This window comes from Halobacteriovorax sp. DPLXC-1, from assembly GCF_036903125.1.
Taxonomy (GTDB): Bacteria; Bdellovibrionota; Bacteriovoracia; order Bacteriovoracales; family Bacteriovoracaceae; genus Halobacteriovorax_A; species Halobacteriovorax_A vibrionivorans.
Genome location: NZ_JAYMCO010000001.1, coordinates 1,191,437 through 1,205,053, shown reverse-complemented (window position 1 = coordinate 1,205,053; position 13,617 = coordinate 1,191,437). Strand labels below are relative to the sequence as shown.

At 33.7% G+C, this 13,617-nt stretch carries 15 protein-coding genes and 1 tRNA gene; 8 read left to right on the top strand and 8 right to left on the bottom strand.

Going from position 1 to position 13,617, the window contains the following annotated elements; translation table 11 throughout:
- The first annotated feature begins 43 nt into the window (after positions 1 to 43).
- From VCM44_RS05905 to VCM44_RS05895, 3 genes are all read left to right on the top strand, one after another.
- Positions 44 to 119 (top strand) — tRNA-Ala (locus tag VCM44_RS05905).
- A 527-nt stretch (positions 120 to 646) separates the two neighbouring features.
- A complete protein-coding gene (locus VCM44_RS05900) occupies positions 647 to 979 on the top strand; it encodes a VF530 family DNA-binding protein (protein WP_334678284.1) in 333 nt (110 codons plus the stop codon).
- An 11-nt stretch (positions 980 to 990) separates the two neighbouring features.
- Entirely contained in the window at positions 991 to 1,194 is a 204-nt protein-coding gene (locus tag VCM44_RS05895; protein ID WP_114705128.1) for a DUF5522 domain-containing protein, read from the top strand.
- A 74-nt stretch (positions 1,195 to 1,268) separates the two neighbouring features.
- Here VCM44_RS05895 and VCM44_RS05890 read toward each other — a convergent pair whose 3' ends face one another.
- Positions 1,269 to 1,646: a hypothetical protein gene (locus VCM44_RS05890; protein ID WP_334678283.1), complete on the bottom strand. Its 378-nt coding sequence runs from the start codon at positions 1,644 to 1,646 to the stop codon at positions 1,269 to 1,271.
- Between the two features lie 187 nt (positions 1,647 to 1,833).
- Here VCM44_RS05890 and VCM44_RS05885 point away from each other — a divergent pair, with 187 nt between their 5' ends.
- The gene (locus VCM44_RS05885) at positions 1,834 to 2,157 is read left to right on the top strand and encodes a hypothetical protein (protein ID WP_334678282.1); all 324 of its coding nucleotides are present in this window, start codon (positions 1,834 to 1,836) and stop codon (positions 2,155 to 2,157) included.
- Between the two features lie 47 nt (positions 2,158 to 2,204).
- Here VCM44_RS05885 and VCM44_RS05880 read toward each other — a convergent pair whose 3' ends face one another.
- The 7 genes from VCM44_RS05880 to VCM44_RS05850 all read right to left on the bottom strand — a co-directional run bounded on the left by VCM44_RS05880 (position 2,205) and on the right by VCM44_RS05850 (position 8,801).
- Positions 2,205 to 2,615 (bottom strand): hypothetical protein, encoded by a 411-nt coding sequence (locus tag VCM44_RS05880; protein WP_334678281.1) that lies wholly within the window; start codon positions 2,613 to 2,615, stop codon positions 2,205 to 2,207.
- Entirely contained in the window at positions 2,612 to 4,078 is a 1,467-nt protein-coding gene (locus VCM44_RS05875; protein ID WP_334678280.1) for a hypothetical protein, read from the bottom strand. Before VCM44_RS05875 ends, VCM44_RS05880 begins: the two co-directional genes overlap by 4 nt.
- Before the next feature lie 111 nt (positions 4,079 to 4,189).
- Positions 4,190 to 5,137, bottom strand: a complete 948-nt coding sequence (locus VCM44_RS05870) for a hypothetical protein (protein ID WP_334678279.1) — start codon at positions 5,135 to 5,137, stop codon at positions 4,190 to 4,192.
- Positions 5,134 to 5,982: a DUF4423 domain-containing protein gene (locus VCM44_RS05865; RefSeq protein ID WP_334678278.1), complete on the bottom strand. Its 849-nt coding sequence runs from the start codon at positions 5,980 to 5,982 to the stop codon at positions 5,134 to 5,136. Before VCM44_RS05865 ends, VCM44_RS05870 begins: the two co-directional genes overlap by 4 nt.
- A gap of 67 nt (positions 5,983 to 6,049) precedes the next feature.
- Positions 6,050 to 6,526 (bottom strand): hypothetical protein, encoded by a 477-nt coding sequence (locus tag VCM44_RS05860; RefSeq protein WP_114705135.1) that lies wholly within the window; start codon positions 6,524 to 6,526, stop codon positions 6,050 to 6,052.
- A 308-nt stretch (positions 6,527 to 6,834) separates the two neighbouring features.
- Positions 6,835 to 8,178 (bottom strand): ATP-binding protein, encoded by a 1,344-nt coding sequence (locus tag VCM44_RS05855; RefSeq protein WP_334678277.1) that lies wholly within the window; start codon positions 8,176 to 8,178, stop codon positions 6,835 to 6,837.
- 206 nt (positions 8,179 to 8,384) lie between these two features.
- Positions 8,385 to 8,801: a CBS domain-containing protein gene (locus VCM44_RS05850; protein ID WP_334678276.1), complete on the bottom strand. Its 417-nt coding sequence runs from the start codon at positions 8,799 to 8,801 to the stop codon at positions 8,385 to 8,387.
- A 220-nt stretch (positions 8,802 to 9,021) separates the two neighbouring features.
- On the opposite strand from VCM44_RS05850, the gene VCM44_RS05845 reads away from it, so the two are divergent.
- From VCM44_RS05845 to VCM44_RS05830, 4 genes are all read left to right on the top strand, one after another.
- Positions 9,022 to 9,405, top strand: a complete 384-nt coding sequence (locus tag VCM44_RS05845) for a response regulator (RefSeq protein WP_334678275.1) — start codon at positions 9,022 to 9,024, stop codon at positions 9,403 to 9,405.
- Positions 9,406 to 9,568: 163 nt separating this feature from the next.
- The gene (locus tag VCM44_RS05840) at positions 9,569 to 9,934 is read left to right on the top strand and encodes a response regulator (protein ID WP_334678274.1); all 366 of its coding nucleotides are present in this window, start codon (positions 9,569 to 9,571) and stop codon (positions 9,932 to 9,934) included.
- A 26-nt stretch (positions 9,935 to 9,960) separates the two neighbouring features.
- Positions 9,961 to 12,960 (top strand): ATP-binding protein, encoded by a 3,000-nt coding sequence (locus VCM44_RS05835; protein WP_334678273.1) that lies wholly within the window; start codon positions 9,961 to 9,963, stop codon positions 12,958 to 12,960.
- The gene (locus VCM44_RS05830) at positions 12,961 to 13,614 is read left to right on the top strand and encodes a response regulator (RefSeq protein WP_120405129.1); all 654 of its coding nucleotides are present in this window, start codon (positions 12,961 to 12,963) and stop codon (positions 13,612 to 13,614) included.
- Positions 13,615 to 13,617 lie beyond the last annotated feature (3 nt).

The following is a 13,617-nucleotide window of genomic DNA, read 5'->3' as shown; positions in this document are numbered from 1 at the left end:
CTCACGGTTTGGCTATTATTCTTCTTGAAAATATCTCAATTGAGGGCCTTTAGCTCAGCTGGGAGAGCGCTTCGCTGGCAGCGAAGAGGTCAGCGGTTCGATCCCGCTAAGGTCCACCAAAATAAAAAAGCCCACTCAACGAGTGGGCTTTTTTGTTTTTATGGATATTAGTAAGCAATCTAATTGCTCTTGGCGGTTGCCTACAGGATGTAGGTATGTCGCGGAGGCCATGGATGGCCGAGAGCGACTCCCATGCAAACTTGCTCACTAACTTAACAAAGAGCTAAAGTCGACTCCCATGAAAGCTAACTAACAATCTTAACAAAGAGCTAAAGTCGACTCCCCCTAAATACTTACTTTACACCTTCACTCGGGAAACAGAAAATTCACATTTATTTTGCATGAACTCTACCCTTCTCCAACAATTAGTCCGCACACCAGCGATAGACTAGTTTATATAGAAAATGACTTCTAAAGAATCATTTAACAAGGAGACAATTATGAAAAAGCTAAACATTAATACTAAAGAAAAGGGGTCAGTTTAACTGGCCTTTTTTTTCTTTAATTTAGTTTGCTTTATCACTTCCTCTAGCTAAAGAAAAAACACTATTTACCGCTTTAATGAGTTAGGATAGTTTTAAACAAAATGAAAGCAGGTAAAAAAATGAATGATCAAAGTAATCGCAAGAAGGACCCTTTAGAAGGTGTGACTTTAAAGATGATGTTAACAGATGTCATCAATCTCTTTGGCTGTAAAGATATCTATAAAATGACTGAGATTAATAGCTTCAATGATGAACCTCCGATGTTCAATAAAATTTTAAAATTTATTAGAAAGAATCCATGGGCCATTCAAAAGATTGAAAAGATGTATCGAGGGAATTTAGAGACGATAGAGAAAATGAAACGCGATGGAACCGTATCAAAAAAGGACCTTGCTCTAGGTAGTGGTACTGGTGGACGTAAGACAAAATTTTAAGAGGAACTAACTTGTCCAGAAATAAGAAAAAAAAGAATAATCTGAGAGCACAATATCGCCTCCTTCATGATGAGGCCCAAAGAAATGGTGAAGACTATTATAGAGATCCTGTGACAGGAGGTAGAGTCTCAACAGAGGCCCGCTTAAAGAGAATGAGAAAGTGCTGTAAAGATGGCTGTCGCCATTGCCCATGGGGTTTCAAAAAAAGAAGTTAATAGAAAATCAATCAAATAGATACAGGTACTAACTCTCTTACAATAGGTAAAAGAAAAGCACCTGTAATAAACAATTAGAGATTTCTCTTATTCATTTCAATAAGTACTAAACTTAAAGCAGATTGAATTTTAGATAAGTCGTGCTCATACTTGCGTTTCATATCAGCATGACGTCCAAGGCTTCCAAATGCCCCCAGAAGAGTGCTTTGAGAGTCCTCTATTCTGGCCTTTAAGTATGAAAGCTTTGATTCTGACGCCTTCATTAGTTCTTCTTTTAGAGTCAATAATGTCCTATCAGAACACATTGAAGCGTCGTAGATCAGAGTATAAGCGTCTTGTTTTGCCTTCTTAAGAGACATGACCTTCTCTTCTGACATATTGTAGAAGCAGCTATTAGATGCAAATGCTTGTGATGTTGAGAGTATAACGCTTAAGATAATAATTGCTTTCATAAAGTTTTCCTCATTTCTTTAATTTATAGTTTTCACCAATATATTAACGCAAGATCTATCCATATCAATTGAACTAACACTTCTTATAGGAGTGTCTATTATTTAGACATAAAAGAATAATATTCAATAAAAGTCCTCGATAGATTAATTAGTGGTAAAAAAGAACAAATGAAATTAGGGGGAATAAATGAAATCATTAATCATTGTACTATCTATTATTACATCACTTACTTCATCAGCACTTGGGGTAGATTTTGATAAAAATCTAGACATTGCAATCAGAAAAGCGGCGATTGCTACAGACCTTAAATTTAACTGTAGAGGATCTCTTCAGGAAAATAAATTGAGCTCACTTTGTGATCAAACAATCCGCGATGCAATTGAAGAAGGGTTTAGTGATCAAGAAATCGTAGATTCAATTATGCGAGTACCAAATCGTGGAGATGAACGAGAAGCTCTACAATTTGAAGGCATTGAAGAAGCAATTGAAGAAGTTTATAGAAATATGTAAGTTTAAAGCCCTGATAAAACAGGGCTATCTTTTAAATGAAATAAAAACTATCCATTACCTTCGCGTGTTTCTCTTTCAACCATTTCTTCGAGTTTCTTATGAAGCTCTCTATTCTTTTTAGATACAACTTTATTGAAGATTGGAAGAAATTCTTTCTTTCTCTTTTTCATAACAGGGCCAATTAACTCAGACAAAAAGTAGTTCTGATTAACATTTAGAAGCTTGTCGTATACACGGCAAAGCTCCTTTGCCAGCTCAGGAGACCATTCATCAACTAATTCATCCGAACTTTTTCGAATAAGTGTTAGAAGTTTATTATCACCACTTCCCTTGATTTCTTTTACCGCCTTGAGATCTTTTATATATGCCTCTTTCATATTCGAGCCAAAGCTCTGGTATGACATTAGGATCAACGAAAAAGAGATAAGAATATATTTTAAATATCGTTTTAAAGTCATTGTGGAACCTCCTGCAGTTGTTCCTTATATGAATCCGGTATCTGGTAATAGATGGCAATCGGCCTTCTAAGGCCACCGACGCGAGTTGGTTCATCATTGATAAAGTCACTTATGTATTCATTCTCAGATGCCTTAATTTCAATATGCCCAGGTGCCCCTCTTCTGACTCCATCGACTGTCGTATTACGATTTGAATTTATTTTTTCATAAACGATAATCGCACCAGGAGGAGCAGTCTCAGGAGTTAAGTGAGACATTTCAGGATAATCGAGAATATTTTCAAACCCATGTTTTCTAAGCCAATTCCCACCTTCGACAGCATCATCTGCATTACGACTCCATGGATATTCAGAGAAGTTTGCATAACGCTCACCCTCTTCGCCAGGATATGGATAGATCGCATGCTTAACATATGCTGCACACTTTGCTATTGATCTATTTGCTGGTTTGCTATTAGAAAAGCCACTTCTATTACAAAGCTCTCGTAAGCATTTAGATGCATTATTTCTAATTCTTGTAATCGTATCACGCATACGGGGCTCTTGAGTTGCATTTGATATCGCCTCTTCTAAGACTTTGCGATTCTGTAATCGTATGGCCTCTTGCTTCTCTTCTAATTCTTTAGCATATTGAACTGCTTTCTCACCTAATCCATTTGTTATTCGATCTAATTCATCTTGATTAAATGGGGTGATAATTTTTGGTAAGTAAGATAGTAGATTATCTTGATTTGAACATTGTACTACGACTTCAGACGTCGTCTCTAAAATCTGAACAAGTCTATCGCAATATGCAAATGGGGTGTCCTGCACTTCACAAGAGCGAAGCGTTTCTAGTGTCGTGGCCAGATATTGACTAAGCTTTTCTGGATTATCAATTAGTGATTCGACATGAGCTTCTAAACTATTTGGTTGAGCCAAAAAGTCATCAATACAAGAGCTCGTTGAAAGTCTTGGGTCAGAGTCATCTGTTGTAGTACAAATACCTTTTCCATCATCTCCTGGCCCAAAAATTAAAGGGTTACATCGAAAGAGATTGGCCCCTCCACAAGAGTTACGATATTTCTCGCCAAAGATTTCAAGTTCTGCATTATTTCGAACAGAGCGAGACCAAGGAGCTTGGCATTTACTATTTTTGATAGTCGTCATCCAGCCTCCGAAGTGACAATAAATTGTCGGATCATCTATTGAAGCGTATGCACTATCGAGTATACTCTCTAAGAAATAGAGCTTATTAACTGTTAAATATACGTTGATTTTTTCTTGCTCATAATCAGTTTTTCTAGCTTGCTGATCTAGAGAATTTAAAAGATTAATATGTAAGTCTTTACGTTGGGAAGTACTTAACTTTGAGTAAGCGACGCTTAATCTCTCTTGTGTCCACTCAAACTCACTTGCCAAGACAATAGAATTAAAGCCAATGAATAAAAATATAAGAACTATGTTCTTAATGTCTCTTCTCACATCTTCCCCACGAAATATCTCTGTATCTATTTCGGTCTAAATGTGAAAGAACTTTAGTAAAACACTATACTATAGACGAATCCCAAGCTTAGGTAATTGAAATCACTAAGACTATTCTATTATCATTTTCATTATTGAATAAGTAGCGTTTGAACTTAGCTGTAAGTGCGCCTCAAATACTCTCTCCTCTATCCAAGTCATACCACGGCCATCAAAGCATGTGATTGTAATCCAGCCTTTAAAAGGAACAATACTAGAATCTGGGCTTATTGAGTATTCCTTCCCCCAATGAATATTTTCTAACTTCATGCCTACAGGAAAAAGACTTTCATCTTCACAACTAATTTTTTTTCGAAAATCTGGCGTTAGTGAAAATGACTTATCTAAATAATACATTTGAATTGTTGAAAAAGTGTAACCAGATGAGAAGTTTACAACTTCAAGGCTTAGCTGTTTATTATAGCTTAAGAAATAGTCTATCCTCTTTTTATTAAGATCCATATTGGAGCTAACTTTGGCACCTAGATAATCTAAGTAATGATGATTCTCCAAACCTGTTAGATGTCCCGTTTCATGAATAAGTAGCGCAACAATTTGACCAAAGTTAATAGCAGGAATATCTCTGTTATCTATATCTTCATATAATAAGTCACCATTAATAAAAATAGGGCCATCATTTGTTAGACCGGTAACAGCAAGTCTTACTCTATTTTCACCTTCAGTGTAGAATAATTTCCCACTGTCCTTTCCTGATAAAAATATTAACTTCTCACTATCTTTAGAATTAAGACGGGCAATATTTAAGATCTTTTTTAAATCTATTTCTTCTTGTTGTGTTAGCTCACAATTTAAAGAAAGTAGACAATCTTCGATATATAAAGGCAAATTTAAAAGTGCATTAGTAAAGTCTTGCTCTACGACACCCCCACCGTTTCCGACATAATCACCCATTCTTGCCACTATATCAGGAGTAACATTATTTGGTTTTTTATAACCAAAAGCATGTGGTGTATTTAATAAAATCAAAAAAATACATTTGTAGATAATTATTTTCATCATTGTTGCTTACCTTTTTTTACCAAAGTATGTGGAAAAAACTGAATATTGAGCTGATAAATTGAGTCTGCATTCTTATCTTTTGCAAAAGTGTGATTAAATTCCTGACAAAACTCTATAATCTTATCCTTAGCTTTTGAAATATCATCATCGCCAATGGCCAGTGTTAAAGAGCTAATTTGCCTTAGGGCCATTTCTATTTCATCAATGGACTCATGCCCTCTTGAAATCATTTCCTTATGATGAGAGCGAATGGCAGAAGAAGGAATCGTATCTCCTGTAGAGTAACCCTTTGTCGGTTTTTTTAAATTGCCATCCTTATCTCTTTTTAAAACCCCCATTTTCACTAATTGTTCAATCGAACTCTTAACTTTAGAAGGTTGAACTTTTTTTCTTAGCTGATTTGAAATCCAATCATAATCTTCTCTAAAGTCTTCTAAGAGAACTAAGTTTTTAATAGCAAAGAAATGCCATTGTGAAATATATGAAAATTCATCTAAACTAATACGATTAAATGTACCATGAGATTTGAGCTTATTTAGATATTGTAAAGTCCTTGAGCAATCTTTATTTTTTCGTTTTTCTTTTTCAAGCTGAACAAGTAATTGCAAATACCTTGCTTCATCTTCAGACAAATCTAAATCAAAAGCAATAGAAGCAATCAAATCATGACTAGGAACTCTTTGTCCCTTTAAGACCATAGAAAGAATTGAAGAAGACTTATAACCGAGACGTGTGGCCCACTGCTCGAGTGTCTTTGGACGTGATTTAAAATGAGACGCTGGCGAGACTACATAATTTAAGTAGTCTAAAAAATTATCAAAATTTAAAGCTGATACTTTTTCCATTGCCAATTTTTCTTCTTATAAAAACACAAAGAGGGGGCCGAGGCCCCCCCTACAACACAATCACTTATTAGTTACAAGCTGGTACGCTGTAGTCTAACTCGCTAGTTCTATAAACGTTAGTTCCACCTCTTGAAGTGTACTCAACGTCTAGAGTTCCATCTAATTCATATGAACGATTTTCAATTCCGTATTGAAGACATTTACCTAGTACACGGTCATCGCTATCTCTTGTGTATTCTCTTTCAAGACATACTTTAACAGTGTAATTAATTGCAGTTGTAAGAACACCTGTTTCAAAACCATTACATACGTAATCATAGTGTCCATCTGATTTTTTTCCACTGTCTGCAACCCATACCTTTGAGTATCCAGTACAATATTTAACAGGTGATAAAGTTCTTAGATTTTCACCGTCAGTACATACCTCAAGAATTGATCCAACATGACCTTGTGCCGAAAAGAATACTTCATCACCGATGATATTTCTTTGTGAAGCAAAAGTGTTAGCAGTAAATAAAATTGCGAATAGTGCGATTAGTTTCATAAATTCTCCCTAAATATAGTTTGTTAGTATCAAAAAGTTTTCTTTATAAAAACTTTAAACTTAATTTGTTGAAAAGAATTTATGAATTCAGAAAAATAATGACAAGTGATATTTTCACAAAAATAAAAATTATTTTTCACAAAAAAGAAAATCGCAATATTTTCAACATCTTACACGTGTCATCTTCACATTTTGTGAAAAAAAATGCTAAAAAAGTAAACTACTAGAATTACATCTTCTTGTGAAAGTGTGTGAAGAAAACAGAGGAATTTTTGCGCTCAAATAATTATTTAAGCCCGTATTTTGTTCTAAACAGGTAGCTCAATATTGAAGGTTGTGCCATGCCCTGGTTCGGAATCATAACTGATTGTTCCGTTATGCTCTTTGATAAAATTGAAAGATAGAGATAGACCTAGGCCACTACCTTTTCCAAACTCTTTAGTTGTAAAATAAGGTTCAAAGACTTTCCTTTTGATTGCATCACTAATTCCAACACCCGAGTCGGAAACTTTAATTTGCACCTTTTCATTTGACTGAGAAAGAGTGACTTTAATCTCTTTATTATCACTTCCTTCAAGAGCATCTTTTGCGTTAGATAAGAGATTCATCATTACTTGCTGAATCTTTCCAGGATTACCATTGATTTTGATATCGCCTACTTGATTTTCAAGAGTAACCTCAATTCCATAATGATCATAGATTTGCTCAACCATAGCAATACAATCTTGAACGATCTGTGCAAGATTAAATTCTACCGTTTTCACATCATCTTTACGTGCAAAGGTTCTAAGTCCTTTAACGATATTTTCAATTTGATTTGCAGAGCCTTCGATCTTTTCAAATGAATTTATAATGTTTGCTTCATTTTTATTATTTTTATAACTTTCTCTCTTTAATCTTGTTAGATACCCTTTAATAATTGTTAATGGCCCATTTATTTCATGGCCAATTCCGGCGGCCAGCTCGCCAATAGCAGCAAGCTTTGAACTATGAGTAATGACTTGATCCTTTTGTCTTAACTCATTTAATTGCGAGATAAGTTTTTGTTTAATTGGAATAATAATTTTAAAGAATTCGTAGATTAATAAGAGAATGATTAATGTGAAAAGTATAAACTCAACTTTACTTAGATTTAAAATTCTTGATTTTGAATAATCTGCAGACTCATAAACAATATGATTCATCGTTGCTAAGAAGCTTTCTGAATGATTGACGATATTGTTAAGACTATCCTTTTGGGTCTGGCAGTTATTGATTAAACAAACAACATCCTCTTCCATCATTTTTAACACAGGATCTAATGCTAAGTACTTATCTCTTATACTATCTGTGAATGCAGGAGCGATTTTGTGATCTTCACTACCATTTTTTAGATGTTCGTGTGTAGAAAAAAGAAGCTCTTTTGTTTTTAAGATGTCTTTACTAAGAGCGAGCTTTCTTTCTTCCCCACTTAAGGAATAAAGCAAAGATTGCTTAGCAAGTCTTTGGCTTAGCATACGCTGGCGGCCGGCCAAGTTAATTATCTCAGAATAACTTTCTTGCTGAAGAATGAAGTATTGCACTAATGCCTGGGCCAAGATAGTAAAAGCAACAATTGAAATAAAAGCTACGAGATACTTAAATGTAATACTTTTCTCGTTTTCAATTTTCATTACTAAGATATGTCCTTCGTAAATGGATAGAGAACAAATATTTTTAAACTATACAAATATAATAGGTTTAGCTCTTATTACGAAAATTAAACTACTTATACAAGTTTATAAACTTAAATTTAGAAAAATATGATAAAAAAATGTGTCATAACCAAAGAAGTTATAGATTCCAGTGTACTACACGCTTTCTGAACTGATACTCAAATTTAGCGAAGATCACTTCTCTCATATGCATCAGTAACAAATATTTCAACGAGTGCATTAAGAGCATCTGTAACAGTGAAGATTCCGTACACCTTCCCATTTTCATCCAGGACAATTGCAGAGCCAACTTTATTATTTGAAAGTTGATAGGCCACTTCGCCAAGATTATCACCACGATAAACAGATAAAACAGATTCGTTCATAAAGTCTCTTACTCTAATTGCTTCCTGCCAATCTTTCCCATACAAGGTCATCACGTCACGCTCTGAGATAATCCCTAAGATTTGCTCTCCATCACTTACTGGAAGGTGTCTGATATTATTTTCTTTCATAATACTAAAGGCCTGATCCAATAGAGCATTCTGGGAAATGACATGAAGGATAGGTGTTGTGAATTCTTCGACTTTAATATTTTTCATTTTAAGCTCCTTGTTTAATAAAATTCTATCACTTCAAGTTACAATTAATCTGAGCTATATCAGAGAATTCATTTAAATTAAGGCATAGTTCATACGAATAAGAAGCGTGTACTGCACTCTATTTAATAAGCTATTGAAAACAAACGATATTTAATATTTGATTTGAGTTAAAGCGTTATGTATTTGTAATTTAAACGGCAAAACAATATAATCTGCTTATATGAAGACGGATAGAAAGAAAGTCATACTAGTTGCCGAAGACGAACCAATCTTAAATGAGATGTATGTTGAAGCATTTGAATCACTTGGTTATAAAACAGTTGGTGTTCATGACGGCCATCAGGCTCTGGCCTTTGCAAAAGAGAACCATGTAGACTTTCTAGTTACAGACTTAAAAATGCCAAAAATGGATGGAATAACTCTTATCGAAGAGCTTAGAAAAATTCACCCAGAAATTCCACCTGTTCTTATTATTACTGGCTTTATCGATGAAGCAAATACTTTAAGGGCCAAAGAGTTAGGCGCTCTTGATCTCATGACAAAACCATTTGATTTCGACAATGTCATTGGAAAAATTGAAAAGACTTTTGATCAAGCCAGCTAAATTTTTTCTTAAAAATATTAAATTTCTTATCTAAAGCCTTATCAAACTTTCATATCTCTTAAGGCAAAATCTATAATTAGCTGATTTTTATCATATTTTAAACGCAATGTTCTGTAACACACCATATGTTGCTCAAACTAAATAAATTCAATAAGATACATGTATGTTAGATAAAACAAGAAAGAAAGTTGTAATTGCTGAAGATGAAACAACATTGAATGAATTATATGTGGAGATCCTAGAAGATCTCGGCCATGAAGCAGTGGGTTTCGAAGATGGTGCAACAGCACTTGATTACATATTGAAAAACGAAGTTGATTTTGTTGTAAGTGACTTAAAGATGCCTATAATGGACGGTTTGACACTTTTAAAAGAGTTAAGAAAGAGGCATCCATCACATCCTCCAGTGCTCATTATAACGGGTTATTTTAACCCACAAATAAGAAAGGATGCATTGGAATTTGGCGTTGTCGATCTCATTTCTAAGCCGTTTGATTTTGAAAAAATAAGTGAATACCTAGATCGCTAAAACTCACAGCTAAGCTGGAGGAGAATATGACAAAGCTCACTCCAATTTATAAGAAAGTAAGTAAAATTTTGAATGATCAAAATACGGCAATAAAAGTATCTTCTTTTATCGTCACTTTAATTGCCTCATCAGTAATGTTTGGTTGGATAAAGAACATCCCTTCTTTGATTCAAGTACAACCAAACTTTGTTCCAATGCAATTTAACACGGCCCTTTGCTTCATCTTATCAGCTGCAACTATTTACTTTATATCTAATAAGAAAAGAATAAAGAGCATATTAATTCAGCATATCTTTGCAACAATATTATTTTTGATTTCTTTCACAAGCCTTCTTCAATATATAATCGGTATCAACTTAGGTATTGATCAATTATTTCTTGAACATTATATATTAGTGAAGTCAGAATTTCCCGGTAGAATGTCCCCTAACACGGCAACATGTTTTATTCTAACTTCGGCTTTATCTTTTGTCAGTTTACTTAAAATTACAGAAAGAAGACTACTCGTTTTAAAGTTAATAATCACATCAATTATTATTGCTTTTTCTGCGACTTCGTTTCTTGGATATTTATTAGGAATTGATGTAACATTTGCTTGGCAAAAACATACGAGAATGGCCATTCATACATCTTTTCTTTTTCTTACCTTATCAAGTGGATTCTTTTACTATGTAATTAAAAGATTTAGACACCGTAGCTACTTCAACTGGCTACCAATACCCACTGCATTAGTTATTTTAGTATCATTTGTTATTGCTGCTCAATTTATTAAACAAAATGAGGCCCAAACAATAGAGCAAACGATCATACACGACTCACAAGATCTTGAGAGTAAGGTATTAATCGTCATTGAAGAAAATTTAAAAGCGATCGACAGGCTCTCTCAACGACTTTCATATACTGAAGGTATTAATGAGCAGAGATGGGAAAAAGATGTTAAAGACTATTACGACGACTTTAAGTATTTTGAACAATTAGAACTTTACTTAAATGATCCTCCCAGAAGGTTCTTCTACCCAAAGCGTGAGCTATCAATCAACTTAGACCAAAAAAGAGTCAAAGAATTAACACTTTATAATACATCACAAAGTCGAAAGCTCCTAATTAGCAATGTTGTTAAAGATAACAATAACGAGTCTCTCGTCTACGTATCAACACCAGTTATATCTAATAATCAGTTAATTGGTATTCAGGTCATATCAACGAATATTAAAGAGTTTTTCAATGAGGTTTTCACAGATATTGATAAAGAGACTTTTCAAATTAGAATACTTGAAAACAATAACCTTATCTATACTTCTTCACAAAAGAGAAATAAAAATGATAATTTCACTAGTTTCCTCTTAGATACAAATGGTGGAGAATGGAAAATCTCAATTTCACCAACTGATCGATATATTGCAAACCTTTCTTCATCAACAGCTGAGCTTGTCCTAATATTTGGTTCATTTATCTCATTACTTGGAGGACTGCTAATTTATAATTATCAAAATGTCGAATTAGCAAGAAAAGAGGCCCTTTACTCAGAAAAGATAAAGTCATCAATCCTCGCAAATATGAGTCATGAGATAAGAACTCCAATGAATGGAATCATTGGTATGGTGGATATTCTATCAAAAGACTTAAAGAACAAACAGGACTTAAAGAAGGTGCAAATCATTAAGTCCTCTACTATGGCCTTAATGAAGACAATTAATGATATTCTTGACCTATCAAAACTCGAATCAAATAAGCTTGAATTAAATGAAGAAGTTTTCAATTTTAAAGAATTAATAAGAGATATTGTCACTCTATTTTCATTAGAGAGTGCAAAGAATAACACAACAATAAGCTATTCATTCTCAAATGAGTTTCCGACTTGGTTTAAAGGTGACTCATATAGAATAAGACAAGTTCTAAATAATATCGTAAGTAACTCTGTTAAGTTTACTAAGAATGGAAAGGTTAAAATAGTTACGGACTTTAAACCTAATGGTAATAACTCGACTAAAATATCAGTACAAGTAATCGATACGGGTATTGGCATAAATAAGGAACAAATTCCTAAACTATTTGAAGATTATCAACAAGCTGAGCCAGGAACGACAAAGGACTTTGGTGGTACAGGACTTGGTCTATCAATAAGTAAAAGAATTATAAAACTCTTAAATGGTAGTATTAATATTGATAGTAATCCTGGAGAAGGTACTACTGTTAAGATCGAATTTGAATGTACTCCAAGTGAAGCACCTACTCACAATACAAGATTATTTATATCTGAAAGTTACAATACCCTTAGCGTACTTGTCGTAGATGACAGCCAGATCCAACGAAAAATTTTAAAAGAGTACCTTAAGAGATTAGATATCAAAGCGTCACTCGCAAAAAATGGCCATGAAGCACTAGAAAGACTAGAACAAAAACGCTTTGATCTTGTCTTTATTGACTACCATATGCCAACCCTTGATGGGATTGAGACGGCCAAGCTTATTAATGAAAAATATGGCCTAAAAGCTCCAAAAATAATCGCCCTTACTGGAAGTATTGAAGTATCAAAGAATAAAGATTTTAAAGATGTTGGTGTTGATTTAGTTCTCTCTAAACCAATAGACTTCGAAAGTTTAAAAGGTATTATTTCTGAAAATATTAAAACTAAGAATAATACGTATCAGAAATCAACGACGGGATATCCTTATCTAAATAAGCTCATTTCAAAAGAAGAATTACTACTGAAGTTTGATGGGGATAAGCAATTACTAAAAGAATCAATCGATCTGCTACTTAGTAGCTCACCGATGTTAATTAAAAATATAGAAAGTGCTCTTGATGAAGAAGACTTTGAAAACTTAAGAATTAGTGCTCATTCTTATAGAAGTGCCATTGCAAACTTTCATATCGTACCAGCGATTAAATATGCTGAATTAATAGAAGATGCTGCACGATCACACAAACTTAACGAAGTAACGGAAAATTTAAAGAAGCTCAAAGAGGTATCACTTCTTTCCCAAGAGAAATTGACAAAGATGTCCACAGAACTAGGTGCATAAATGTATAAGATATTAATCATCGATGATGACGAGATTTCCACTCATATCCTTTCAACAAAGTTGAAAAAGCTTCAATATACGGTGAGTGTTTATAATGACCCATCAATTGTCATGGAAGATATAAAAATAGTAGAAGATGCAGATATTGTATTATTAGATATCATGATGCCTAAATTTTCAGGCTATGACGTACTAAAAGAGATACGTCAGTATTATAGCCAAAACAATATCCCAGTCATTATGGTGACCTCTCAAAATACAACGTCAGAAATTGTTGATGCACTAACTTTAGGTGCAAATGATTATGTTAATAAGCCAATACAATTTGAAGTTCTTCTTTCTCGTATAGAAACACAAACAAAAGTCTTAGAACTACATAAGAAGGATATACACAACAAACAGATACAATTGTTTCATGCGATTGTCGCAACCTACAATCACGAAATAAATAATCAATTAAATATCGCTCTAAATATTTCTAAAACATTAAGAAAAGACTTAAAAGATAATAAAGCAATAAACAGACTAGATCATGCCATTGAAAAGATTGGCCAATTTGTAAATAAGATCGAAGAATTAAATCCAACGATAGACCACTCAATGAAAGATTATTTGAATGAAGCTAAAATGCTAAACCTCAATAATGAAGAATGATTT

What these genes read in the sequence shown, in the direction of transcription:
- VCM44_RS05845 (WP_334678275.1), top strand. Translation starts at nt 9,022, where the DNA reads ATGAAGACGGATAGAAAGAAAGTCATACTAGTTGCCGAAGACGAACCA.
- VCM44_RS05855 (WP_334678277.1), bottom strand. Translation starts at nt 8,178, where the DNA reads ATGAAAATTGAAAACGAGAAAAGTATTACATTTAAGTATCTCGTAGCT.
- VCM44_RS05870 (WP_334678279.1), bottom strand. Translation starts at nt 5,137, where the DNA reads ATGATGAAAATAATTATCTACAAATGTATTTTTTTGATTTTATTAAAT.
- VCM44_RS05880 (WP_334678281.1), bottom strand. Translation starts at nt 2,615, where the DNA reads ATGACTTTAAAACGATATTTAAAATATATTCTTATCTCTTTTTCGTTG.
- VCM44_RS05850 (WP_334678276.1), bottom strand. Translation starts at nt 8,801, where the DNA reads ATGAAAAATATTAAAGTCGAAGAATTCACAACACCTATCCTTCATGTC.
- VCM44_RS05890 (WP_334678283.1), bottom strand. Translation starts at nt 1,646, where the DNA reads ATGAAAGCAATTATTATCTTAAGCGTTATACTCTCAACATCACAAGCA.
- VCM44_RS05835 (WP_334678273.1), top strand. Translation starts at nt 9,961, where the DNA reads ATGACAAAGCTCACTCCAATTTATAAGAAAGTAAGTAAAATTTTGAAT.
- VCM44_RS05900 (WP_334678284.1), top strand. Translation starts at nt 647, where the DNA reads ATGAAAGCAGGTAAAAAAATGAATGATCAAAGTAATCGCAAGAAGGAC.
- VCM44_RS05865 (WP_334678278.1), bottom strand. Translation starts at nt 5,982, where the DNA reads ATGGAAAAAGTATCAGCTTTAAATTTTGATAATTTTTTAGACTACTTA.
- VCM44_RS05830 (WP_120405129.1), top strand. Translation starts at nt 12,961, where the DNA reads ATGTATAAGATATTAATCATCGATGATGACGAGATTTCCACTCATATC.
- VCM44_RS05885 (WP_334678282.1), top strand. Translation starts at nt 1,834, where the DNA reads ATGAAATCATTAATCATTGTACTATCTATTATTACATCACTTACTTCA.
- VCM44_RS05840 (WP_334678274.1), top strand. Translation starts at nt 9,569, where the DNA reads ATGTTAGATAAAACAAGAAAGAAAGTTGTAATTGCTGAAGATGAAACA.
- VCM44_RS05860 (WP_114705135.1), bottom strand. Translation starts at nt 6,526, where the DNA reads ATGAAACTAATCGCACTATTCGCAATTTTATTTACTGCTAACACTTTT.